At 68.2% G+C, this 21,891-nt stretch carries 21 protein-coding genes and 7 pseudogenes; 19 read left to right on the top strand and 9 right to left on the bottom strand.

The window, feature by feature from the left end; all coding sequences use genetic code 11:
• Nucleotides 1-64: 64 nt before the first annotated feature.
• Entirely contained in the window at nt 65-460 is a 396-nt protein-coding gene (locus ACFRAC_RS25580) for a hypothetical protein (protein ID WP_382929416.1), read from the bottom strand.
• A 394-nt stretch (nt 461-854) separates the two neighbouring features.
• Here ACFRAC_RS25580 and ACFRAC_RS25575 point away from each other — a divergent pair, with 394 nt between their 5' ends.
• The 3 genes from ACFRAC_RS25575 (at nt 855) to ACFRAC_RS25565 (ending at nt 2,458) form a co-directional block, all read left to right on the top strand.
• Nucleotides 855-1,031 (top strand): hypothetical protein, encoded by a 177-nt coding sequence (locus ACFRAC_RS25575; protein ID WP_382928794.1) that lies wholly within the window; start codon nt 855-857, stop codon nt 1,029-1,031.
• Complete coding sequence (locus tag ACFRAC_RS25570; RefSeq protein ID WP_382928789.1) at nt 1,028-1,717, top strand: hypothetical protein; 690 nt, start codon at nt 1,028-1,030, stop codon at nt 1,715-1,717. Before ACFRAC_RS25575 ends, ACFRAC_RS25570 begins: the two co-directional genes overlap by 4 nt.
• A gap of 342 nt (nt 1,718-2,059) precedes the next feature.
• The gene (locus ACFRAC_RS25565) at nt 2,060-2,458 is read left to right on the top strand and encodes a hypothetical protein (protein ID WP_382928782.1); all 399 of its coding nucleotides are present in this window, start codon (nt 2,060-2,062) and stop codon (nt 2,456-2,458) included.
• Nucleotides 2,459-3,028: 570 nt separating this feature from the next.
• On the opposite strand, the gene ACFRAC_RS25560 is transcribed toward ACFRAC_RS25565, so the two are convergent.
• The 4 genes and pseudogenes from ACFRAC_RS25560 to ACFRAC_RS25545 form a co-directional block, all read right to left on the bottom strand.
• A complete protein-coding gene (locus tag ACFRAC_RS25560; RefSeq protein WP_382928779.1) occupies nt 3,029-3,313 on the bottom strand; it encodes a hypothetical protein in 285 nt (94 codons plus the stop codon).
• Between the two features lie 280 nt (nt 3,314-3,593).
• Nucleotides 3,594-3,973 (bottom strand): annotated as a pseudogene (locus ACFRAC_RS25555) (IS3 family transposase); the annotation flags it as partial.
• Complete coding sequence (locus ACFRAC_RS25550) at nt 3,972-4,163, bottom strand: hypothetical protein (protein ID WP_382928774.1); 192 nt, start codon at nt 4,161-4,163, stop codon at nt 3,972-3,974. The gene ACFRAC_RS25550 and the pseudogene ACFRAC_RS25555, both read right to left, overlap by 2 nt.
• Before the next feature lie 28 nt (nt 4,164-4,191).
• A pseudogene (locus ACFRAC_RS25545) lies at nt 4,192-4,392 on the bottom strand (replication-relaxation family protein); the annotation flags it as partial.
• A 119-nt stretch (nt 4,393-4,511) separates the two neighbouring features.
• Here ACFRAC_RS25545 and ACFRAC_RS25540 point away from each other — a divergent pair.
• Nucleotides 4,512-5,260 (top strand): annotated as a pseudogene (locus ACFRAC_RS25540) (transposase family protein).
• 6 nt (nt 5,261-5,266) lie between these two features.
• On the opposite strand, the gene ACFRAC_RS25535 reads toward ACFRAC_RS25540, so the two are convergent.
• The gene (locus ACFRAC_RS25535; RefSeq protein ID WP_382928769.1) at nt 5,267-5,410 is read right to left on the bottom strand and encodes a hypothetical protein; all 144 of its coding nucleotides are present in this window, start codon (nt 5,408-5,410) and stop codon (nt 5,267-5,269) included.
• 460 nt (nt 5,411-5,870) lie between these two features.
• Between ACFRAC_RS25535 and ACFRAC_RS25530 the strand changes: the two genes are divergently transcribed.
• From ACFRAC_RS25530 to ACFRAC_RS25485, 10 genes and pseudogenes are all read left to right on the top strand, one after another.
• The gene (locus ACFRAC_RS25530; RefSeq protein ID WP_361349852.1) at nt 5,871-6,134 is read left to right on the top strand and encodes a hypothetical protein; all 264 of its coding nucleotides are present in this window, start codon (nt 5,871-5,873) and stop codon (nt 6,132-6,134) included.
• Nucleotides 6,131-6,517: a hypothetical protein gene (locus ACFRAC_RS25525; protein WP_382928756.1), complete on the top strand. Its 387-nt coding sequence runs from the start codon at nt 6,131-6,133 to the stop codon at nt 6,515-6,517. Before ACFRAC_RS25530 ends, ACFRAC_RS25525 begins: the two co-directional genes overlap by 4 nt.
• 124 nt (nt 6,518-6,641) lie before the next feature.
• Nucleotides 6,642-7,501: pseudogene (locus ACFRAC_RS25520) on the top strand (IS5 family transposase); the annotation flags it as partial.
• Nucleotides 7,502-8,251: 750 nt separating this feature from the next.
• Nucleotides 8,252-8,992, top strand: a complete 741-nt coding sequence (locus ACFRAC_RS25515; protein WP_382928750.1) for a DUF1684 domain-containing protein — start codon at nt 8,252-8,254, stop codon at nt 8,990-8,992.
• A gap of 49 nt (nt 8,993-9,041) precedes the next feature.
• A complete protein-coding gene (locus ACFRAC_RS25510) occupies nt 9,042-10,556 on the top strand; it encodes an ABC transporter substrate-binding protein (RefSeq protein ID WP_382928746.1) in 1,515 nt (504 codons plus the stop codon).
• On the top strand, nt 10,556-11,521 hold the full coding sequence (locus ACFRAC_RS25505) for an ABC transporter permease (RefSeq protein WP_382928742.1): 966 nt from the start codon (nt 10,556-10,558) through the stop codon (nt 11,519-11,521). Before ACFRAC_RS25510 ends, ACFRAC_RS25505 begins: the two co-directional genes overlap by 1 nt.
• Nucleotides 11,518-12,387, top strand: coding sequence for an ABC transporter permease (locus tag ACFRAC_RS25500; protein WP_382928732.1), 870 nt, complete (start codon nt 11,518-11,520; stop codon nt 12,385-12,387). Before ACFRAC_RS25505 ends, ACFRAC_RS25500 begins: the two co-directional genes overlap by 4 nt.
• Nucleotides 12,384-13,184 carry an ATP-binding cassette domain-containing protein gene (locus ACFRAC_RS25495; RefSeq protein ID WP_382928723.1) on the top strand — a complete coding sequence of 267 codons (801 nt, stop codon included), beginning with the start codon at nt 12,384-12,386 and terminating at the stop codon, nt 13,182-13,184. The genes ACFRAC_RS25500 and ACFRAC_RS25495 overlap by 4 nt, the downstream gene beginning before the upstream one ends.
• Nucleotides 13,181-13,945, top strand: a complete 765-nt coding sequence (locus ACFRAC_RS25490) for an ABC transporter ATP-binding protein (RefSeq protein WP_382928713.1) — start codon at nt 13,181-13,183, stop codon at nt 13,943-13,945. Before ACFRAC_RS25495 ends, ACFRAC_RS25490 begins: the two co-directional genes overlap by 4 nt.
• A 457-nt stretch (nt 13,946-14,402) precedes the next feature.
• Nucleotides 14,403-15,566, top strand: coding sequence for an IS110 family transposase (locus tag ACFRAC_RS25485; RefSeq protein ID WP_382928703.1), 1,164 nt, complete (start codon nt 14,403-14,405; stop codon nt 15,564-15,566).
• 265 nt (nt 15,567-15,831) lie between these two features.
• Here the strand turns inward: ACFRAC_RS25485 and ACFRAC_RS25480 are convergent, their stop codons facing one another.
• A complete protein-coding gene (locus ACFRAC_RS25480) occupies nt 15,832-16,233 on the bottom strand; it encodes a hypothetical protein (RefSeq protein ID WP_382928691.1) in 402 nt (133 codons plus the stop codon).
• A gap of 415 nt (nt 16,234-16,648) precedes the next feature.
• Here ACFRAC_RS25480 and ACFRAC_RS25475 point away from each other — a divergent pair, with 415 nt between their 5' ends.
• Nucleotides 16,649-17,323, top strand: coding sequence for a formylglycine-generating enzyme family protein (locus tag ACFRAC_RS25475; protein WP_382928682.1), 675 nt, complete (start codon nt 16,649-16,651; stop codon nt 17,321-17,323).
• Nucleotides 17,324-17,379: 56 nt separating this feature from the next.
• Nucleotides 17,380-18,181: pseudogene (locus ACFRAC_RS25470) on the top strand (aminoglycoside phosphotransferase family protein).
• Between the two features lie 149 nt (nt 18,182-18,330).
• Here ACFRAC_RS25470 and ACFRAC_RS25465 read toward each other — a convergent pair.
• Nucleotides 18,331-18,609: pseudogene (locus ACFRAC_RS25465) on the bottom strand (Tn3 family transposase); the annotation flags it as partial.
• A gap of 114 nt (nt 18,610-18,723) precedes the next feature.
• Here ACFRAC_RS25465 and ACFRAC_RS25460 point away from each other — a divergent pair.
• From ACFRAC_RS25460 to ACFRAC_RS25450, 3 genes and pseudogenes are all read left to right on the top strand, one after another.
• Nucleotides 18,724-19,275, top strand: a complete 552-nt coding sequence (locus ACFRAC_RS25460) for a hypothetical protein (protein ID WP_382928674.1) — start codon at nt 18,724-18,726, stop codon at nt 19,273-19,275.
• A gap of 296 nt (nt 19,276-19,571) precedes the next feature.
• On the top strand, nt 19,572-19,841 hold the full coding sequence (locus tag ACFRAC_RS25455) for a hypothetical protein (RefSeq protein ID WP_382928665.1): 270 nt from the start codon (nt 19,572-19,574) through the stop codon (nt 19,839-19,841).
• A gap of 591 nt (nt 19,842-20,432) precedes the next feature.
• Nucleotides 20,433-21,226 (top strand): annotated as a pseudogene (locus ACFRAC_RS25450) (IS5 family transposase).
• Here ACFRAC_RS25450 and ACFRAC_RS25445 read toward each other — a convergent pair.
• On the bottom strand, nt 21,144-21,683 hold the full coding sequence (locus ACFRAC_RS25445) for a hypothetical protein (RefSeq protein ID WP_382928660.1): 540 nt from the start codon (nt 21,681-21,683) through the stop codon (nt 21,144-21,146). The pseudogene ACFRAC_RS25450 and the gene ACFRAC_RS25445 overlap by 83 nt on opposite strands.
• Between the last annotated feature and the right edge of the window lie 208 nt (nt 21,684-21,891).

The raw sequence follows: 21,891 nt of genomic DNA, 5'->3' as shown, positions 1-21,891 counted from the left end.
ACCGCGTCGCGCTCCTCCTGAATCTTCATCGAGGCCGACTGCACCGAGGACGCGGGCGTCACGCTCAAGTTCGACAAGTACATGCGCTACTTCCACCACAAGGCGAAGGACACCCACGGCCAATAAGCCGATGCGGCGCAACCGCTGGTCCGCACCGATCCCCAGTGGGGCGACGCTGATGGCGTTCCTTGAAAACGACCACTCCCTGCTCGGGGGTGCCCCCGGACCTGCTCGGCGGATCTCCCCACCTATACGGCACCTGACCTGCGCCCGGGCGCTCTTGTGGTTGTCGTTCTCGTGCGTCGTAGAGCTGCTGGGCGAGGGCGGCCTGGTCCTCGGTGAGCCCTGGGCGGCGCCCGCCGACCCGGCCGCGAGCGCGAGCGGCGGCCAGGCCGTCCATCGTGTTCGCCGCGATCAGCTCGCGCTGGAGCCAGGCGAGCACTGACAGCATGCCGAACATCGCCCGACCCTCCACCGTGGCTGTGTCGATGCTCTGCTCCATCACGTGCAGCCCGATCTGGCTGGACGGCCCCGGTGTCCTACCCCTGACCCGCGGTGCAAAAAAGCCGCTACAGCTCGAAAGCCAGCTGGCCGGAGGCTTCGACGGTGGTGCGGCGGGCTTCGGCCCGGGTGTAGGCGTGGTGGTCCTGGTCGTAGTGCAGGTGGCGGCCCTGGCACATGGCGCGGAGATTGACGGAGGTCGACTTCCTCCGGGGTGAGCGGATCGTCTGGCCGCCGGACAGGCGACGTTCTCCGACGGCATGGTGTTCGGGGTCTCGAACTCGAACTGACCTACTGCACAGAGGCGTTAAGGTGTGTGCCCCATTCTTCTCCCGAGCAAGGAGTGCCGCGCCGTGGCGAGCCGCCTGTCAAGGAATCAACTGATTGCGATTGTCGTGCCGATCGTGTGCGCCCTCATCGGACTTGCCGGGGTGCTTCTCGCTAAGTCGGAGGGCGGCTCGCAGAACAACTGTCGAGACTCCGCCCAGTGCGCGCAGCGCGACAACGTCAACATCGAGAAGTCCCCGTGACCCCCATCCGGCGGTGGGGCGTCACCGTGCTCGCGGTCAGCGCCGTTCTCGCTCTGACGGGTTGCGGCACGTCAACCGAACTGAACTGCAGTGGTTCCGCGCAGTGCGCAGGGGACAGGGCTGTTCATGAGGAAGGGGGAGGGGCGGCCGGCGGCGGAGGCGGTGGACGGGCATCGGCAGAGGCCACAACACGTCCTCTCCAAGGGGTTGGCTCCCCCAAGGCCGATGAGAGCGGCTTCACCACGCTGTACAAGGACCGGAACCTCAAGGTGGGGCTGGCCTACCCCAACAACTGTTACGACACGTTCGTCGACTTCGACAAGGGCCGGGCGTGGAGCGCGGATGACCGCGGAGACGACGAGGCCGAGATCAATCTCAAAGCCTGCTACGTCGACTTCGGGCAGTACATCAACGCCCGGTCCGCGGGCTTCTCCGACATTCAGCACCCCGATGCGCAGCAGTGCATGGAAGCCTCGCAGACCGGCGGCCTGCAGACCCTCGAAGACTGGGACGCGGTCTATGAGCAAAAGCCGATCAGGCAGGGCATGACCATGTGCTTAGAGACGGAACTCGGCAACATCGCCCGTGTCGAAGTCACTGAGGCGAACTGGAAGCGGTACGACAACGGGGAAGTCCACCGCCCCTTCTATGTCTTCAAGACGACGGCCTGGCAGCCCTCGGACTGACGGCTCCGGGGGCGGGCAGAGGGCCGACGGCTACTTTGCACCGTGGGTCAGAGGTAGGACACCGGGGCCTGGACGGAGTCCGCCGGCGGGTGGGCCCGGAGCCCACGGTGGGGGAGGGGCGGTGGCACCGATCTGTGGAACCGGCCCTGCTCTCGTATAGCGCGCCGCTGGCTCACCGAGCGGCACGCGCTGATGGAGCGCGTGCAGGGCACGACCACAGCACTGTGGGTTTCCCTGCACCCCAACCACCGCGGCGAGCACGCCGTCCCGTCCGGGACCCCCCTGTAGCCGCGCGGCCTCTACCGGGCATGGACTCGGGCTGTCACGCAGACCAACGTGCAGATGGCCGGCGAACCTTCATGGAACCTCCTGCCCACCCGCATGGAACAGCTGCGTCGTGGCGTCAGCCCGAAGACCTCCCCGGCGCCCCGCCAACCCGACGCCGAACAGGCGGCCGTCCTCCTGGACGACGTCACTGAGTGCGGCCGCGTCCTTGCCTCGGTACGGCGTTCCGGCGAGCCGGACACCACCGAGGAACTCGAAGCGCGGGTGGCCTGCCGCAAAGCGATGCGGGCGGCGTGGGCTGAGGGCGTCGAGCACGCGATGCAGCTGTCCGCACTGGTCGAGGTCGGTCTTACCGACACCGCCGACCTGACCGCTGTCGGATGGGAGCCAGCCCTGCTCGACGCGATTGAGAGGGCCGCCGGGTGGGGGCGCCCCTCCAGAGCCAAAGCCGGATGACCTCGGAGTCCACACCCTCCAATCCCGGAATCTCGAAGTACCGGACTCCGATACTCCCGTAGTCCGGAACTTCGGTACTGCGGGAGTGTCTTCCGCCTGCTGCGGCCGGACCGGCAGCAGTGGAGAAGCCCCCGGCGGTGCTCGGTGCAGGAGCAGGGGGTTGAGGAACATCCGAGCGAAAACCGGCGCTTGTACTCTCCGTGACGGCCACCGCAGATAATGGCCCCGTTATCCGTGCCACCGGTCACAGTGAGCTGCGGTTCCGCACCGTTCGAGACGCGCGTAGGGCCCTGTTATCTGCGGCAACGGCCCCCGGAGGGCTTGGCGCACGTTTTGACGTCGATGTTCCTCGACCCCCGTAGCCTGCACAGCAGAAGGGCCCCGGCCGAGCGTGACGGCTCACCGGGGCCCTTCTGCACGAACACTCACGTGTAGAAGCCGCCCTTGTACAGCTCGTCCGCCACGACCGCCAGCAGCTCGTCACTGGGCTTCTGCTCGCACAGCGCCCCGCTCAAGCCCTGGGGCTTACGTGACCACGGAACGGCATCCCATCGTGACTCTGCCCACGGCCTACTCGCCCAGCGGAACCCGGACGAAGCCCTCGTTCCAATCGTCCTCGTCAAGCTCGCAGGCGTCGAAGTAAAAGCACTCCGGTTCATCACGGAAGCCTGGTAGCAGTCGAGCCTGACGCACACGCTCTTCGACCCGTTCAAGGGTTGAGTAGATACCGAGCAGCTTTACGTCGTCGCCGTCCGACTCGTCGCAGAACACGCCGCTCTCATCGACGTGCACTGTCGAGCCGTCGTGGCCGGCTTCGTTCTGATGGCCGACATGCCACAGCGGATACACGATCACGGGCGCGAAGCTATCAGCACTCGAGTTCGTGGGGCCTGTGACCTTCGGCGCGCCTCACCTCCTGGGGACCCCACGATCACAAATCGGGCATCACGCGACTTCGCCGAGGCCCTGGCGAACCCGGGGAGCCCATATGAAGGACGGCGGACCTTTTGGGATGTTCGGGATGCGGTTCCTGCTCGTCGGCGTCGTACCGATGTACGCGGCGGGCGTGTTCCTGCTGGTGCTCGTGTGGGCGGGTGCGCCCGGCCGCCCACGTTTCGCGGACGCCTGGGAGACCGTCGCGGACCGACTGCGGGCTGGGGGTGCGGTTCTTGGCGGCGTAGTAGGTGCTCGTCGCGATCTTCAGTGCGTGGCTGGTCAGGACTTTGCAGATCGGCTCGAGTCCGAACACCTGCCGGTGGGCGTCGATGAACGCTACGAGCGCTTCGACGGCCGGTCGAGCTCGGCCGCGAAGAAAGCCGAGGCCGCCTTGAGGATCTCATTCGCCTGACGCAGCTCGGCGTTCTCGGCCCGCAGTCGTTTGATCTTCGCGGCCTCCTCCGAAGTCACCCCGGGACGCCTGCCGGTGTCGACCTTGGCCTCGCGGACCCACGTCCGCACCGTCTCAGCGGAACCGATGCCCAGCTTCGCAGCGACCGCCTTCATCGCGGCCCACTCAGGCCGTGGCTTGCTTGCCGAAGCGGGCGATCAGGTCGGCGAACGGCGCTATCGCGACTCCGACTTCCCCGGCCCGTACGGCGGAGGCGAGCGCCTCCTCAGCTGCAGCTTTGCGGGACGCCAGTACGGCTGCGGTGATTTCATCCGACCACTCCAGCGCGAAATCGTCCTGGCGGCTGAACAGGGACAACATCGATCGCTGGACGTCAAGCCCAGCGCCGGCGGGCGTCTGCGGCGAAGGCAAGATGTGCGCGCACGACGGCGAGGGTGTGCGGGGTCTTCAGCGACGCTGCCGTTCTCGAGGTGATGGGGTAGGGCGGCCGTCCCCGCAGGACGGGCAGGTCCCGGGTCAGCCGCGCGCCCTCAGGGGTGAGGTACCAGGCGTGGGTACGGGTCCGGTTCGCGTCCGGCAGCACCGTGCAGTGAGGGTTTTCAGGGTGGCCCCGGACGGGTGACGGCGGGACCGTAGGCAACGGACAGGGCTCCCGTGCCGTTGAGAGAGGTGTCTAGGTCTCAACTCTCCAGCTCAGGAGCCCTGTTGGTGCCATATCCTGCCGCACTCGACCTGCCGCACGCACTGGTGGAGTGGGTGACGATGCTGATCGTCACCCGTGAGGGTGACCGACGCTGCAAACTCCGGCCGTCCGAGCGTGCGGTGATCGCTCTCGCGTACCTGCGCCGACACGACTCCCTGGCTCAACTCGCCGCCGATTTCCATATTTCCGTCGGCACCGCCCACGCGTACGTCACCACCGTCGTCGAGCACCTGGCCGACAAGGCGCCTGGCCTGCGGAAGGTCCTGCGCGAGACAGACCCCGACTATGTGCTCGTGGACGGCACACTCGCCGAGTGCGACCGGGTCGGTGACGGGCGCGCGGACTACTCGACGAAGCACAAACGGCACGGCGTGAACGTGCAGGGCATCACGGATCCGGCCGGTCGTACCCTGTGGCTCTCACCCGCCCTGCCCGGCCGAACGCACGACCTGACTGCCGCCCGCACCCACAAGATCATCAGGATCTGCGAGCGCCAGGGCGTCCCTATCCTCGCCGACATGGCCTACATCGGCGCCGGCCAGTGGGTCACCACCCCCAAACGCCGCCGCCCCAGGGCGAACTCACCCCGACCGAGCAGACGGCCAACCGGGCCTTGTCCGCGGCCCGCGCATCCGTCGAACGCGGAATCGCCCGCCTGAAATCCTGGCGAATCTTCCGCAGAGCCCGATGCAGCCCCAACCGCATGACGTCAATCGCCAAAGCCGTCCTTACCCTGGAGCGGCACCGCTGAAAGAGCTCAGTCGACGAAGCCGTCGGAGCGCAGCCTGTTCAGAACGCGGGACAGCAACTGCCGGGTGCCTGCGGGCCGCAGCATGCGGTGCAGTTGGCTGGTGGTGGCGATGCGGTGCTGGGCGAGCCCTGCCAGCACCTGGTGGGCCAAGGGCTCAGCGGGGCTGGGCTGTGGCCGTTGCCGGGACATGCGGTGCGGGGCTGCTCATGAGACGTTCTTTCCCACGGCCCGGCCGTGGCGGTCTTCGACAAAATCCTGTGGTTGCTGCTCGAGGAAACCCGTTGGGCCCGACCAAGCCCCCGACCACAAAGAGCTGACCACGGTCACGAAGGCGAAACAGCTTGGCGGCCTGCATCGGTCCCGGCATCCGTTCGTGGCCCCGACCACGGGCCGCGCCCCCTGCCACTGCTTGCTCTTGCAGCGGGGACTGCGGTCAGGTGGGGCAGGGGGTCACTGGCGAACCGGAAAGACGGCGGCCCCCGCGAGGGATTCGGCGATGGTCGGTCCCGCGGCAGTCAGGGCTGCAGTGGGGCGTGGCGCCGTACGGAAGTATCGCTTCAGATACGCGGGGCGGGCCCGCCCCGCGTATACATGAGCGTATACTTAGGTTATGTCTGATGCGATGATTCGAGTGCCGGCCGAGGTTCGTGACCGGCTGGCAGTGCTCGCGGAGTCCCGCGGCACGTCGATCCGGACCCTGGTGCAGGAGTTCGCGGAGTCCACGCTGACGGACGAAGAGCGCCGCGATCGGGCCGAACGTACCCGTGCCTATCTTGCGGAGCAATTCGGTGTCGAGGTGTCCGACGAGGAAAGCGTGGCAATGGGTGCCCGTCTGCGCGAGGCATTCGGTCCTGCGAACGGCGCGACCGCGTGATCCTTCACCATCTGGTGCTCGATGCGCCGACCCTGCTGGCGCTCGCTGGGAACCGGCAGGTCTCTGCGCTGGTCCATCGGGCGCACTTCGAGACGGAGACCCGATTGTGGGTGCCGGCGCTGTCGGTCCTGGAGGCCGACCGGGAACATCGGGGGATGGTCGAACACGTTGGGCAGCTGGAGGTCCTGCACACTGTCGATCTCGACTATCCTGCGGCACTCGCGACGGCAGACCTGTTCCACGAGGGCGTCCCGGTTGGCATTGGCGCGGCGATCCACGCAGCGCGACACCTGCCCGAGTGGGGAACGGACGCGCTGATCGCAACGGTGGAGCCGAAGGTCTATGCCGGGCACGGTGTTCGTGTACTCGATCTCAACCGGTGATGCCCCTCCGTTTCGGCCAGCACCCCCACGTCCCAGGCGCATCCCCACCGATGGCCTGTCCCGCCTCCCGGTAGGCACCATGGTGAATGCCTGCTTGTGGTAGGTGCGCGGGCAGGCCCAACCAGGCCCGTACGCCGGGCGGCTGCGGGAGCAGTTCGAGGGTCTGGCGGTTCAGGACCGGCGGGCAGTGGCGTGAGATGCCGACCGAGTTCGGGCCGTGGCCGACCGTCTACGGACGCTTCCGGGTCTGGCGGAACGCCGGTGTCTTCACCGCCCTGCTGGAGGGCCTGATCGCCGAGGCCGCCCGCCGGGGCAGGACGGACTTGTCCCTGGTCAGCGTGGACTCCACGACCGTCCGCGCGCACCACGACGCCGCCGGGATGCTCGTCGGCGAGGATGTCATGGAGGCTCTGGAAGGAGCCGCCGCCGAGCAGGAACAGGCCCGGCAAAAAGGGGCGGCGAGGCGGAACACAACGGGCCACGCGGCGGAAACGGGCCGGAGCGGGAAGAACGCCGGCGCGCCCGCCGGCGACACCGGCTCCGCCTGAAGGAAGCCCTGCTCGGCCGATCCCGTGGCGGGCAGACCAGCAAGATTCACCTCGCCGCCGACCGCAGGCGCCTCCCTTTGGCGTTCGTGCTGACCGCCGGGCAGGCCGCGGACAGTCCGCAGTTCATCCCGGTGCTCAAGAAGTTACGGGTCCGCGGCCCCGTCGGCCGCCCCCGCACCCGGCCGGACGCGGTCGCCGGAGACAGGGCCTACTCGTCCCGCGGCAACCGGGCCCACGTGCGCCGACGCGGCATCAAGGCAGTGATCCCGAGAAGAAGGACCAGGCCTCCAACCGAAAGAAGAAGGGCTCCGGGGGCGGTCGACCCGTCAGCTACGACGCCACCCTTTACAAGGAGAGGAACACCGTCGAGCGCCTGATCAACAAGCTCAAGGCCTGGCGAGGCATCGCCACCCGATACGACAAGACCCCGGACAGCTAACTCGCTGGCCTCCACCTACGAGCCTCGATGATCTGGATCAAAGACCTCACCCGGACCACCAATTGATCACGACGCGATACGCGCCCTAGCGGGCTCGATGCCATGGTCGCGGGCGATGCGACGGACGTGGGCAGCCGTGAACCGGGAACGGGTCGTGACATCGGTCGGTCGTTCACCTGCGCGCCGCTTCTCAACTACGGCCTCCGGCATCCCGGGACTCACCGTGAGCCACCTCGGTCTCTGGATAACGAACGGTCGCCCTGTCGAGCCTGATCATCGAATCCATACGCAACCCGGTAGTGCATACCCCCTGCGAAACAACGTCCGGCGGGAGTGCGAGCGCGGGAGATCGGGCATCACGGATCTCCTTGCTGTGGGTCCGGGGGCCGGAGTCGCGGGTGCGAGGAGGGGCGCCTGATCGACGGGCGCGTGGTGAATGGGCTGTTTCCGGGGTGTGACGTCCGTTTCATGCGTGCCGACTGCTGCACGGCGGGTGAGGGGGCGTGGGGTAGGGGCCCTCGCAGCCGTGTGATTACTAAGAGTAACGATGTCTCGCCGAGTGCGACCATGCAACTCGAATGGCGTCTCCCCGGGCCGCCGCGGCCGTGGCGCGAACGGCCGTGACCTCGTCCATCAGCCGTCTCAATGGCCGAGACGGGTGTTTGACATTAGGCGAACTTATGGCGGATAAAGTATTTGCTTTGGCCACGTTGTGACTTTCCGTGGCGGTCCAGCCCTGCTAGCCGAATGAGTACCGACGTGTCCCACCCCTCCGCCTCCCCGGCCCCCGTCGACCCGCGACAGGAGTGGGACGCCTGGTGTGCCGGGCGCCGTCGTGCGCTCACCTCGCCGACCGGCAACCTCGCCCTCGTCGAGACCCGCTGGCTCCCGGCCGGGGAGAGACCCGACGCCGACGCCGCCCGCGCCGGGCAGCCCACCACCGTGACGGTCACCACGCTGAACCGCACCGACCCCGTCACCGGCGAGCCCGAACACGGCCTGCGCTTCTGGGACGCCGACGCGCCCGCCATCCGCCACTTCGAGGGCGTCGACACCTTCCCGTACGACCCCGCCTGGGTCCTGGAAGCCGCCTACACCCCGGTCCCGGGCGCCCGCCGGATCGCCTTCGAACACATCCGGGACAATGGCGGCAGCCGCGACCTGGTCGTCCCCGGCGACATCACGCTCACCGTTGACGGCCGCGACTACAACCTCAGCGCCTTCGACGACGACGGCACTCTGCTGCTTGTCTTCGGCGACCCGACCAATGGCGACACCACCTACGGTGCCGGCCGCTTCCTGTTCGTCGAGCGCACCGCCGACGAAGGCCGGGTAGTCCTCGACTTCAACCGGGCGTTCGTGCCGCCCTGCGGCTTCTCCGATCAGTACAACTGTCCGATGCCGCCGCGGCAGAACCGCTTCCACCTGCCCGTCGGGGCCGGCGAGAAGCGCCCCGTCTTCCGCGACGGCTTCGCCGCACAGCACTGATCGCCCGACGCCCCCTCCCCGTACCTCAGCACGAAAGCGCACGCACGCCATGAGACTGAACAAGCCCGCCCTGTACGCCGCCGCGACCACCGCCACCCTCGCGCTCGTCCTCACCGCCTGCGGCGGCTCGGCGACCAGCGCCTCCGGCGGCACCTGGGACAAGAACGCCACCGTCAACATCGGCTCCCTGTACGAGCCGCAGAACCTCGACAACACCGCGGGCGGCGGCCAGGGAGTCACCGAGGCCCTCAACGGCAACGTCTACGAAGGACTCTTCCGTCTCACCGACGGCGGCAAGGTCGACAAGCTCCTCGCGAAGGACTACAAGGCCAGCGCCGACGGCCTCACCTACACCTTCACCCTGCGCGACGGCGTGAAGTTCCACAGCGGCAAGGAACTCACCAGCGCCGACGTCAAGTACAGCCTGGAGAAGGTCCTCGCCGACGACTCGCAGTCCGCCCGCAAGAGCAACCTCGAGGTCGTCAAGGACATCGCCACCCCCGACGCGCACACCGTCAAGGTCACGCTGTCCCAGCGGTCGATCTCCTTCGTCTACAACCTCTCCTACGTCTGGATCATCAACTCCCAGGCGAAGAACCTGAAGACCGGAGAGGACGGCACCGGCCCCTACAGCCTCGGCAAGTGGACGCGCGGCTCGGCCCTGAGCCTGAACCGGTTCCCCGGCTACTGGGGTGACCAGGCCGCCAACAAGCAGGTCGTCTTCCACTACTTCAAGGACGCCACCGCCCTCAACAACGCCCTGCTGACCAACGCCGTCGACGTGGTCACCAGCGAACAGTCCCCGGACGCCCTGGACCAGTTCAAGAGCAACCAGAACTACAAGGTCAACGACGGCAACTCCACCACCAAGCTGCTGCTCGCCTTCAACGACAAGGCCAAGCCTTTCACGGACGTCAAGGTGCGGCAGGCCGTCTCCGCGGCCATCGACGACAAGAAGCTCCTCGAGTCGGTCTGGGGCGGCTACGGCAAGCTCATCGGCTCGATGGTGCCGCCCACCGACCCCTGGTACGAGGACCTCACCAAGGTCAACGCCTACGACGTCACCAAGGCCAAGCAACTGCTCGCAGAAGCCGGTTACGCCAAGGGCTTCTCCTTCACCCTGGACACCCCCAACTACGACCCGCACCCCACGGCCGCGACCTTCATCAAGGCACAGCTCGCCAAGGTCGGCATCGACGTCAAGATCAACACGATCACGCCCGACGAGTGGTACACCAAGGTCTACAAGAACCACGACTTCACGGCGACGCTCCAGGAGCACGTCAACGACCGCGACCTGGTCTGGTACGGCAACCCCGACTTCTACTGGGGCTACGACAACAAGCAGGTCACGAAGTGGGTCGCCCAGGCCGAGGAAGCCACCACCACCGCGCAGCAGACCGACCTGCTGAAGAAGGTCAACCGTCAGACCGCCAAGGACGCGGCCAGCGACTGGCTCTACCTCTACCCGCAGATCGTGGTCGCGAGCTCCAAGCTCTCCGGCTACCCGCTCAACGGCCTGAACTCCCAGTTCTACGCCTTCGACATCAAGAAGAAGGACTGATGGGGCGCTACCTCCTCAGACGCCTCGCCTTCCTGGTGGTGTCGCTGGTGATGGCGAGCGTGGTGCTCTTCGTCCTGCTGCGCCTGCTGCCCGGCGACCCGGCCAACGCGCTCACCTCGGTGGGCGCCAGCCCGGAGCAGATCGCCGCGGCCCGCCACTCGATCGGCTCCGACCGGCCGCTGCCCGAGCAGTTCACCCACTGGCTCGGGCAGCTGGCCTGCGGTGATCTCGGCACCTCCTTCGTCAGCTCGCTGCCGGTCGGCCCCGAGGTTTCCGCCCGCCTGAGCGTCACCGTCCCGCTGACGCTGGCCGCGTTCGTGCTGGCCGTCCTTGTCGCCGTACCCGTCGGCTTCGTCGCCGCCCACAAGCGGCACACCTGGTACGGCGCCCTGCTCAGCGGGGTCTCCCAACTGGGCATGGCAGTACCGGTCTTCTGGCTCGGCATGATCCTCATCGCGGTGTTCGCACTGAACGCGGGCTGGCTGCCCGCCGGCGGCTTCCCGCAGGACGGCTGGGCCGCGCCCGCCGACGCCGTCCGCTCCCTGGTCCTGCCGGTCGTGACCATCGCCCTGGTGATGAGCGCCTCCCTGATCCGCTACGTCCGCTCGGCCACCCTCGACGTCCTCGGCAGCGACCACCTGCGCACCGCCCGCGCCCTCGGCGCGTCCTTCCCGGCCGCCATGTGGCGGCACGGCCTGCGCAACGCATCCGCACCGGTGATCTCCGTACTCGGCATCGAACTCGCCTCCACCCTGCTCGGCGCCGTCGTCGTGGAGTCCGTGTACGCCCTGCCCGGCCTCGGCTCGCTGCTCGCCACCGGCATGGCCCAGCACGACTACCCGGTGATCCAGGGCGTGCTGTTCGTCTCCACCCTCGCCGTCCTGCTGATCGGGTTCGTCGCCGACCTCGTGCAGCGGTTCATCGACCCGCGGCTGCGCCGCCGACTGTCGGGAGCCGCCCGATGACCACGACCGACGTCCTGGACAAGGCACCGGCCGCCGCACCCGCCCGCGGCCGCCGCCGCTCGGCGACGCTGCTCGCGGGCTGCACTCTCACTGGACTGATCGCGCTGTTCGCGCTCGTCTCGCTGGTCTGGCTGCCGTACGCCACCGACGACACCTCAGGCGGCCGGCTCGCCGGTCCCGGCGGCGGACACCTGCTCGGCACCGACAAACTGGGCCGGGACCTGTTCACCCAGCTCATGACGGGCTCGCGGATCGCCGTCGAGGCCGGCCTCGGCTCAGTGCTGATCGCCGCGCTGATCGGTGTCACGCTCGGCGTGCTCGCCGCGTTCGCGCAAGGGTGGCTCGACGACACCCTCGCCGCCTTTCTCGACATCCTGATCGCCTTCCCGACGCTGCTGCTGGCGATGCTCGTCGTCGCCGCCCGCTCGGCCACCCTCGGCTCCGCCGTCCTTGCCATCGGCCTGGCCCAGAGCGCCGTCGTCGCCCGGCTGGTGCGGATCCTGGTCAAGCGGGTCCTCGCGCAGGACTACGTCACCGCCGCCCGCACCTCGGGCACCTCCTGGCCCCGCACCGTCGCCGGGCACGTGCTGCCCAACATCTGGCCGACCCTCGTGGTCAATCTCGCCCTCCAGTTCGGCCTCGCCGTGCTGGCCGAGGCCGGCCTGTCCTACCTCGGTCTCGGCGCTCCGCCGCCCAACGCCTCCTGGGGCCGCATGCTCCAGGAAGCCCAGGCCACCTTCACCACCGCCCCGGCCGGCGCGCTGGCCCCCGGCATCCTGCTGGTCCTGCTGGTCGTCGGCGTCAACCTGATCGCCGACGGGCTGCGCGACACCCTCGACCCGGCGACCCGACAGAGGCGGTCATGACCCTCCTCGACGCAGACGGCCTGACCGTGCGCACCGCCGACGGTCGCGCCCTGGTCGACGACATCTCCTTCCGGATCGACGCGGGCGAACGGCTGGGCCTGATCGGTGAGTCCGGCTCCGGCAAGTCCCTGACCACCCTCGCCCTGCTCGGCCTGCTGCCCGACGGGATGCGCGCCGAGGGGAGCGTGACGCTGGCCGGCACGCAGGTCGTCGGCGCCACCGAGAAGCAGCTCACGGCGGTCCGCGGACGCCGGGCGGCCGTGGTCTTCCAGGAACCGCTGACCGCCCTCGACCCGCTGATGCGGGTGGGCCGGCAGATCGCCGAGCCGCTCGCCCGCCGTACCGGCCTCAGGGGCAGGCAGCTGCGGGTCGCCGTGGGGGAGGCCCTGGACCGGGTCCGGCTGCCCGAGCCCGGGCGGATCGCCCGTTCCTTCCCGCACGAGATCTCCGGCGGCCAGCGCCAGCGCGTCGCCCTCGCGATGGCCCTCGCCTGCGAGCCCGACCTGCTCGTCGCCGACGAACCCACCACCGCCCTTGACGTGTCCGTGCAGGCCGAGGTGCTCGACCTGCTCGACACCCTGGTGCGCGAGCGCGGGATGGCCGTGCTGTTCGTCAGCCACGACCTCGCCGTCGTCGCGAAGATCGCCGACCGCGCCCTCGTCCTCAAGGACGGCCGGGCCGTCGAGGAGGGCCCGGTCCTCGACGTGATCGGCACTCCGACCGCCGAGTACACCCGGACGCTCGTCGCCGGTGCCCGCAAGCTGGAGGCCGCCCTGGACCTGAGGAGCGCCCGATGACCGCTGTACTCGAACTCGACGACGTGGCGGTCCGCTACCGGGGCGCCGGCGCCGACGTCGTCCAGGGCGTGTCCCTCACCGTCGAACCGGGGCAGTCGCTGGCGCTGGTCGGCGAGTCCGGCGCCGGCAAGACCACCCTGCTGCGTCTCCTGCTCGGCCTCGCCCGTCCCACCCGCGGCACGGTCCGCTTCGACGGTGAGCCCCTCGCCCCGCGCGACCGGCGGCAGCTGCGCCGCTTCCGGCGGGGCGTGCAGTGCGTCTTCCAGGACCCGTACTCCTCCCTGGACCCGCGCCGCCGCGTGGCCGCCATCGTCGCCGAACCGCTGCGTTCCCTCGGCCTGGAAAGCCGTACGACGGCGGCGCCGAAGGTGGCCGCTGCCCTGGAGCGGGTCGGGCTGCCCGCCGACGCGGCCGACCGCTACCCGCACGAGTTCTCCGGCGGCCAGCGGCAGCGCATCGCCATCGCCCGCGCCATCGTCTGCGACCCGCGCGTGCTGCTCGCCGACGAACCGGTGAGCGCACTCGACCTCACGACCCGCGTGAAGGTCGTCGACCTGCTCGCCGAGCTGAAGCAGGAGCGTGATCTCACCCTGGTCATGGTCAGCCACGACCTCTCGGTGGTCGCCTCCCTGTGCGAGCGCACCGCGGTGCTGGAACGCGGCCGGCTGGTCGAACAGGGCGCCACCGACCGGGTGCTGGGCGCACCGGAGCACCCGTACACTCGTCGGCTGATAGACAGCGTGCCCCGGCTGCCCGCCTGAGTCAGGCGGGCGGCGGGTCTCTACGGTGATCGGTGTAACTCCCGGGCAGGAAGCGCAAGTCGATGACCGACGTGAGTGTCACCGAGACCGAGGGCCGGGCAGAGGAGCCGGTAGCCGGTGTGGATGACGAGCTGGTCGCCCAGCTGGTGGCGCGGGGCCCAGGCCGATGGGCTGCGGCTGACCGGCGAGGGAGGTCTGCTGCAGCAGCTGACAGTGATGATGTAGCCCGGGGCACCGCTTGGAGGTCTGACCCGGCAGCTGACCGGCACTTGGGTTGGCCTTGCTTGGAATTGTCGATCTACCAAGCGGTGCCGCTGCGCGCGGCCGATCGGGCATCCGTGACTTCATAGGAGTCGACCGTTCACCTGCGGTGACGCCCCGCGGGCGTGAAAATCGGTCCAGGGGCTGTCCGCCGACGCCGCTTGATGTTTGGGCTGTGAGCCCGCATAGGAGTCTGGTGAGGGAGCCGTCCGAGGGGGCCGCACACTGTCGCCTTGAGCACGCCGATCAGCTTCTCCGTTACCCCTTTGGCTTCCCGGGCAGCCCTTGCCCGCACCAGCGCATCAGGGGGTATGTCATGGAGGAGTGGGGAGAAGACCACGACGACGGGACGGTCGCCAGGGTCGCGGCGATCGACATCGCAAAGGCGTCCGGGATGGTCTGCCTGCGGGTCCCGCACGACACCATCGAAGGCCGACGTGTTCAGAAGGTGTGGACGGTCGCGTCGACCACGAACACGATCCTCGAACTCGGCGACCGGCTTGTGTGCCAGGGCGTAGAGCGGGTGGTCATGGAAGCGACAGGCTCGTACTGGCGCCCGTTCTTCTACCTCCTGGAGGCCCGCGGCCTGGACTGCTGGCTCGTCAACGCCCGCGACGTGAAGAACGTCCCCGGATGCCCGAAGACGGACAAGCTGGACGCGGTCTGGCTGGCCAAACTCGCCGAACGCGGCATGGTTCGCGCCTCGTTCGTCCCACCGAAGCCGGTGCGACAGCTGCGAGACTTCACCCGAACCCGCACCGTGTTCGTCCAGGAACGTACCCGGCACAAGCACCGCGTCGACAAGGCCCTGCAGGACGCGCAGATCAAACTGTCCGGCGTCGTCTCGGACCTGTTCGGCGTGTCCGGGCGGGCCATGCTCGACGCGATGGTCGCCGGGGAACGCAACCCGCGCACTCTGGCCGACCTCGCCAAGGGCAACCTGGTCAAGAAGAAGCCGGCCCTCATCGAGGCTTTGACCGGGCAGTTCGAAGACCACCACGCCCGGCTGCTGCTGTCGACTATCGACCACCTCACCGCGCAGATCGACGAACTCGACCGGCTGATTGCCCGGACGTTGGAAGAGATCACCACCCCGCCAGGAAGCACAGGCACCGGGGGTGAGGCCGCCGCGGTCAGTGCGCGGACTCTGGCCGAGAAGCTGGACGCTGGCCCCGGGATCTGGCCGGCCACCGCGCAGATCATCCTTGCCGAGATCGGGGCGGACATGAGCCGCTTCCCCACCCCTGAACACCTGGTGTCCTGGGCCAAGTTGTGCCCGCGGACGGTACAGTCCGGAGCGAAGAACACCTCGGGGCCGGCCGGGCAGGGAAAGCCCCTGGCTCAAGGGCGCTCTCGGTGAAGCCGCCAACGCCGCCGCCCGCACCGACACCTTCCTCGGCGCGCGCTACCGGCGCATCGTCAAACGCCGCGGCCATGCCAAAGCTCTGGTCGCCGTCGCCCGCTCGATACTCGTCATCACCTGGCACCTGATCAACGAGCCGGACGCCTCCTACCAGGAGCTCGGCGCCGACTGGCACCGCCGCCACCTCGACCCCGCCCGCAAAACCCGCGACCTCGTCCGCCAGCTCCAGGCCCTTGGCCACCAGGTCGCTCTCAGCTCTGCATCAGCCTGACCGTCCCGTCTCACCGTCATCTGGTCTGCAAGCGGCCTGGATGCCGCCGCCTGCCCTCCCGCACATCGATTTTCCGATCAGCGGACCGGAGACGGTGACCTGGTATTCACGGGCGGCCTGTTTCAGGTGGGGCAGGGAGGTGTAGCCGGCGTCGACCAGGTGCTCGGCGGGCAGCAGGCCGCGTCGGGCGAGGCGGGTGTGGATGCCGGGCAGGACCTGGCTGTCGTGGGTGGTGGCCGCGGTGGTGGCGACATCCGTGATCACGTTGGGGCCGTCGGCAGCACAGGTCTCGGTCAGGTGAGCAGCGAACCTCTTCCAGCTGATGATGTGTCCGTGCCGCGCGTAGCGGGCCGAGGTGTCGTAGGGCGAAACGATCGCCCTGTCGACGGGCACAGCGCCCAGGGGGCGGATAACCGACGCGAGGCGAACACGGACTCGAGCGCGGCCGTGCGCCGCTGGTACGGCCATCCGGTCGTTTCGGTTCCAGACAGCCTCAGCAGATCGAACGCGGAAGCGCGCCAGTTCTCGGCCCTGTGCAGAGAGGAACTCGCGTGTTGGCCGGTGATCTCGGCGGTATCGCGGACGTGTTAGAGCATGTACCTGTCCGGCTCTGTGTGCCGCTGGCCTGCTTCATCGATCTTGGCCTGGGAAGATTGACCTGTGCCAGTGAACGTTGATCGATTGCCGCTGAAGGATGATCGATGGCTGCCTGTGTCAGTGAAGGACGACTTGCAGATTCGTGTCAGCCAAGGACAACCGTTCGGCTCTGTCGTTTCGCACTGACAGGTCTCGTTAGGATCTCCTGATCATGGACGTGATGACGGGGAACGAGATGATCGCCATCCCGCCGGGGCAGGTGACGCTGTCGGACCGGCGGACACGGCGCAGTTGGTCGGTCGAACTTGCGCCCTACCAGCTCGCGGCATCCCCGGTCACCCAGGCGTTGTACGCACAGATCACAGGCCAGCGGCCCAGTACCACCCCTGGGGACCAGTTGCCCGTCGAGTGCGTCTCCTGGTGGGACGCGACGCGGTTCTGCAACGCCCTGTCCCAGCGCGCCGGCCTCACGCCCGCGTACCACATCCGTGCCGAGGCTGAAGTCATCGAGTGGGACGCGTCCGCCGACGGGTATCGACTGCCGACCGAAGCCGAGTGGGAGCACGCCTGCCGGGCCGGGACGACCGGGCCGCACTACGGGGATCTCGACGAGATCGGCTGGTACCGCGGTAACTCGCACGAGCGCATACACGAGGTGGGCGGCAAACGCCCCAACTCGTGGGGGCTTTACGACATGCTCGGCAATGTCTGGGACTGGTGCTGGGACGTCTACGACGCCGAGGTCTATGGCGCCTACCGGGTGCTCCGTGGCGGTGGTTGGTTCGATGAGCACTGGAGTTGCCGGGCCTCCGCGCGGCGCCGCAGCCACCCGACTTTCCAGGTCGACGACGTGGGATTCCGCGTCGCGCGTTCCGTCGTACGTTGATCCACGTCGTGCGCAGTCCGCCCCGCGCGGGGTCGATCTGCCGATAGCGTGACTTCATGACGGCTGAAGACGAGGCGCTGGTCGGCGGGATGGTGAACGTGGGGGCGGTCTTCCGCCGGGGGGATTTGGTGGAGCGACCGGCACCGCGCAACGCACGCGCCCTGCATGCTTATCTCGTTGCGCTGAAGGAGCACGGCTTCAACGCGGCGCCGGCCCCTGTGGGTCTCACAGCGGATGGCCGTGAGCAGCTGACCTTCATCCCTGGCGACGTGGCTCTGCCGCCCTTCCCGACCTGGGCGATGAGGAGTTCTGCCCTCGAATCGGTGGGGAGCCTGCTGCGGCGTCTGCACGAGACCAGCGCGGCCGTCGCGGTCGACACCCGTGCCGAGTGGCCGCGGGACCTGGCCGACCCGGAAGGGGGAACGATGCTGTGCCACAACGATGTGTGCCCGGAGAACGTCGTCTTCCGCGACGGTCGTGCCGCGGCCCTGATCGATTTTGACTTGGCGGCCCCGGGCCGTGCCCTCTGGGACATCGCCATGACCGCCCGTTATTGGGTGCCCATGCTTGATCCCGAGTCCGCGGCTGCTCTCCATCCCCCCCGGGCTAGAGACGGCCGCACGTCTGCGGATTCTTGCCGACGGCTACGGCCTCTCGGCGGAGGGCCGCGCCGAGTTGCCTGGCGTCATCGAGCAGGCCACGGAGGTCTGCCGGGCCTTCGTCGCCCACCGCGTAGCCAGCGGAGACCCTATCTATCTCCAGGCGTTGGCCGAGCGTGGTGGATGGGAGCGCTGGGACCGCGTGCAGACCTGGCTGGTGGACCACCGCAAGACGTTCACGGCTGCCCTGCTGAACTGACCGGCCCGGCCGTTCGAGGACAAACTCAAGGGTGTTTCTTGGTGCCGCGTGCGGCAACGCTGGGAGCATGTCCGGCGCTGTGGCTTCGCCGCCCCGGCTGCGGGCCGAGATCCAGGGCACCGCGTAACCGTTGAGCAGCACCCTCCTGCTCACTCCTCGCCCTCTTCGTCCTCATCCAGCTCGTGCGCATCCGGGTCGCGCAGCAGACGCAGGGCGCCGGCGGCCGGGACGCTGGCGGCGAAGCTGTAGCGGCCGAGCAGGTTCAGGTTGCGGTGCTTGAGCGGGGAGGGTCGGACGATGTCCTCTTCCCGGATCTCGTGGCCCTCGGCTTGGAGCTGGGCGACGGCGGCGTCGATGTACTTCGTCGTCCAGAGCACGATGGCGTTGAGGACCAGGCCGAGCGCGCCGAGCTGATCCTCCATCCCGTCGAGCCTGCCACCTGTGCTAGACGCCTGATCACGGGCTTAGGGCGTGTTCGACGGGTCAGGTTGGGAACCCAGCCCCCTCTCTTCTGGCTGCAGAGCCAGCCCTAGGCTGTAGCCATGCTTTTGATCTACGCCGGAGAACCCGCCGCTGACGCGCCCGTGCTGCGTACCGGTGGTGTCCCACTGGTACCGGATGAGTTCGTCTGGCCGGGGTGCCGTGAATGCGGTGGGAGCATGCAGTTCCTCGCCCATCTGCCGCTCGGCACCGACGTGTTCTCGGTGTTCGTCTGCCAGAATGACCCCGGCCTGTGTGACGACTGGGATGCCACGGCCGGTGCCAACCGCGCCTTCCTGTTCAACGGCGACCTCTCCCCAGCCGCCGTCCCCGCCGAGGACACGACACTGCTCGGCGCGGTCACCGCTCTACGAGGCCATCCCGCTGACACGCCGACTGAACAGCCGGTGCTGGGCCGGCTGGGGGGTGAACCCGACTGGATCCAGGACGACGAAACCCCCGACTGTCCGACCTGCGCCAACCACATGGCGTTCGTGGCCGAGCTCGAAGAGGGCCACGACTTCGCCACCAAGGCGAACTTCGGCGGCGGGGGCCGCGGCTACCTCTTTAGCTGCCAACCCTGTGGTGAGGCCGCGTTCCTCTGGCAGAACTGAACACTGCCCTCAAGGGTCATGACCGAAGCCACAGCCGGATCGTTGTCAGCGTTGGTCGTCGTTGAGCGCCCTCCTGCGGCCCACAGACGGCTCCAGGGATAACCCCGGGCTTGAACAGCGTCACGCTAGGCGCGATGGACAACGAGGCCTATTGCCCGCTCAGTTTGTCAAGCAACTTTGTGTTTTGTACGGCCGTAGGAGTGATCAGAAGGTAAATGACGTTACCCTCTGATCCTTTTTGTGCATCGTTCTCCAGGTATCTGCCCGATCCGGGGCACAGTAGCGGAGGAGAACACATGAGGACCGTCCAGAAGATTGCAGCGGTGGCCGCGGCCACCTGCGGGATTCTCTTCGCCGGTGTCGGGGTGGCCAGCGCTGACCCCCAGGACAACGGCGGGGACAACATCCCCGTTCTCAGCAACATCAACACGCTGGACTGGGACGATTCGCCCTTCTGCGGAGTTCAGGTCAAGACCAAGGACACCGAGCAGAAGACGTCCTGTCCGGTGGTGCACAACGAGGGCAGCTCCAACAGCCCCGTGTACATCATCACCTTCGGATCTTGATCTCTCACAGCGGTCCGGCGGTCCGGCGGTTCGGGGCCGTCGGACCGTTTCGGCTTGTCGGGGCGTACGCAGGCAGGTGAGTAATCCGGCTATTGCGTCGGGTGGGTGCCCAGGGATTTGGCATCGTTCGGCCGCGCTGCGGTTCATCATGCAGCGGTCAGTGAGGCACGCGGTTGGCGTAGTGACTTTGGCCGGGAGCTGCTTTGGCCCGAGTGATCATGGCCCCGTAAGCTTCCGGCGCGTCGGGCAGTCTGTGGACCTGCCCGGTAAAGCACGACGTTGGGGCCATGATCTGCGAGGCTCGCGCCAAAGTGGCTGGCTAAATGCCTGTTCTCTATCCGCTCGCGCGGTCGGGCAGGTTCGAACGGGGTCCTGGTTCGGGTGAGTTGTCCGGGTTGGGTGCATGAAGGAAGGGCCTCTTGGTAGCTCGCGGATGTCGAGTCCAGCGAGAAGCAAGAGGCCCTGTTGTCGAAGTGTCGCGTGGTCGTGGTCGCCGGGTCCAGTTCGTCCACTGGTGGGTGTGACTGCCTCGCCCACAGGTTCGGGAACGCGGTCGACCGGCCGCAGGGCCGGCCCCGATACGGGTCGGACATGAGCGATGCCGAGTGGGCCGTGGTGAGGGACCTTCTGCCGGTGCCGGGCTGGCTTTCGGGCCGTGGCGGGCGTCCGGAGGGTTACTGCCACCGGCAGATGATCGACGCAGTGCGCTAGCTCGTCGACAACGGCATCAAGTGGCGGACGATGCCCGCGGACTTCCCGCCCTGGCCGCGTGTCTACGCCTTCTTCCCCGCTGGCGGGACACGGGACTGGTAACCGAGCTGCACGACCGGCTGCGGGAAGCCGTCCGCGCCGGTGAAGGCCGCAGCGCCGAGCCGAGCGCGGGGGTCGTGGACTCGCAGTCGGTGAAGGCAGACGCCACCGTCACCTTCGGCTCACGGGGCTTCGACGCGGGCAAGAAGATCAACGGTCGCAAGCGGCACCTGCTCACCGACACGCTCGGACTTCTCCTGGCCGTGCTGGTCACACCGGCGTCCGTGACCGACCGGGACGGCGCCCGGTCCCTTCTGCCAGCGGCGGCCGGCCGCTTCCGGCGGCTGGCCCGGGTCTGGGCCGACGGCGGCTACACCGGCCACCTCACCGACTGGACCAGCCTGCACCTGGGGATCGTCCGCCGCAGTGAGGACGTCCGGGGCTTCCAGGCCCTTCCCCGCCGCTGGGTCGTCGAACGGTCCTTTGCGTGGTTTCTGCGCAGCCGCCGCCTGGTCAGGGACTACGAACGCCGCACCGACACGAGCGAAGCCGTCATCCGCTGGTCGATGATCGCCCTGATGAGCCGCCGCCTGGCCGCACGATCTCGTCGGCCTGCAGTCCTGACGGCAGGGTGAACCTCCCTGGCTTGGTCTCCACCAGCCAGGGAGGTTCCACCAGCCTCTTCAGCCGTGCTCTCGCGCCCTCGACGCGTGAGGCCGAGGCACTGTCCCAGCCAAGCACCACGGCCGCCCGCCGGGCACCCAGCCCGTCGTTCCCGGCCTCGGCCGCGGCTGCCATCACCGCCTGGTAGTCCACCGACAGGTCTTCGACCCCGGCCGCGTTCTGTCGATGCGGCACCGCACGGCGCGGGCCCACCCGTGTCCTCGGCGACGGGCCAACGACTGTCTCGGCCGGCTGTTCCTCCTCGGCGAGCGCTTCCAGATACTGCTCGAGGCCGATCGTCCGAAGCTTGAGAACCTCCTCGGCATCCGCCAAGTCTGCCCGCACCCGCTTCAGTTCGGCTTCGAGCTCATCCACCCGCACGACAGCGGCCTTCCGCCGCGTTTCCAGGACCGCCCGCATCGACGGCATCCGCCACCCCCACCAACTCGATCAGCAACGAGTCGAGACTCCCGCCACAGCCGCAATCTCATGCCTGACCAGCGGAATCCGCACACCGCATTCGGAAAGAGAACGGCCTCTGAGCTTGTTCTTTATCTACCAAGATCTTCCGGGCTTGCCGATGGCCTTGAGGGTCTCGGGGCGTTTGACGGTTTTGCCGACGTCGTAGCGGGGTGCC

The organism is Streptomyces sp. NPDC056628, from assembly GCF_042792555.1.
Classification (GTDB): Bacteria; Actinomycetota; Actinomycetes; order Streptomycetales; family Streptomycetaceae; genus Streptomyces.
The sequence above is the reverse complement of the archived record's forward strand: the minus strand, read 5'-3'. Positions and strand labels throughout refer to the sequence as shown.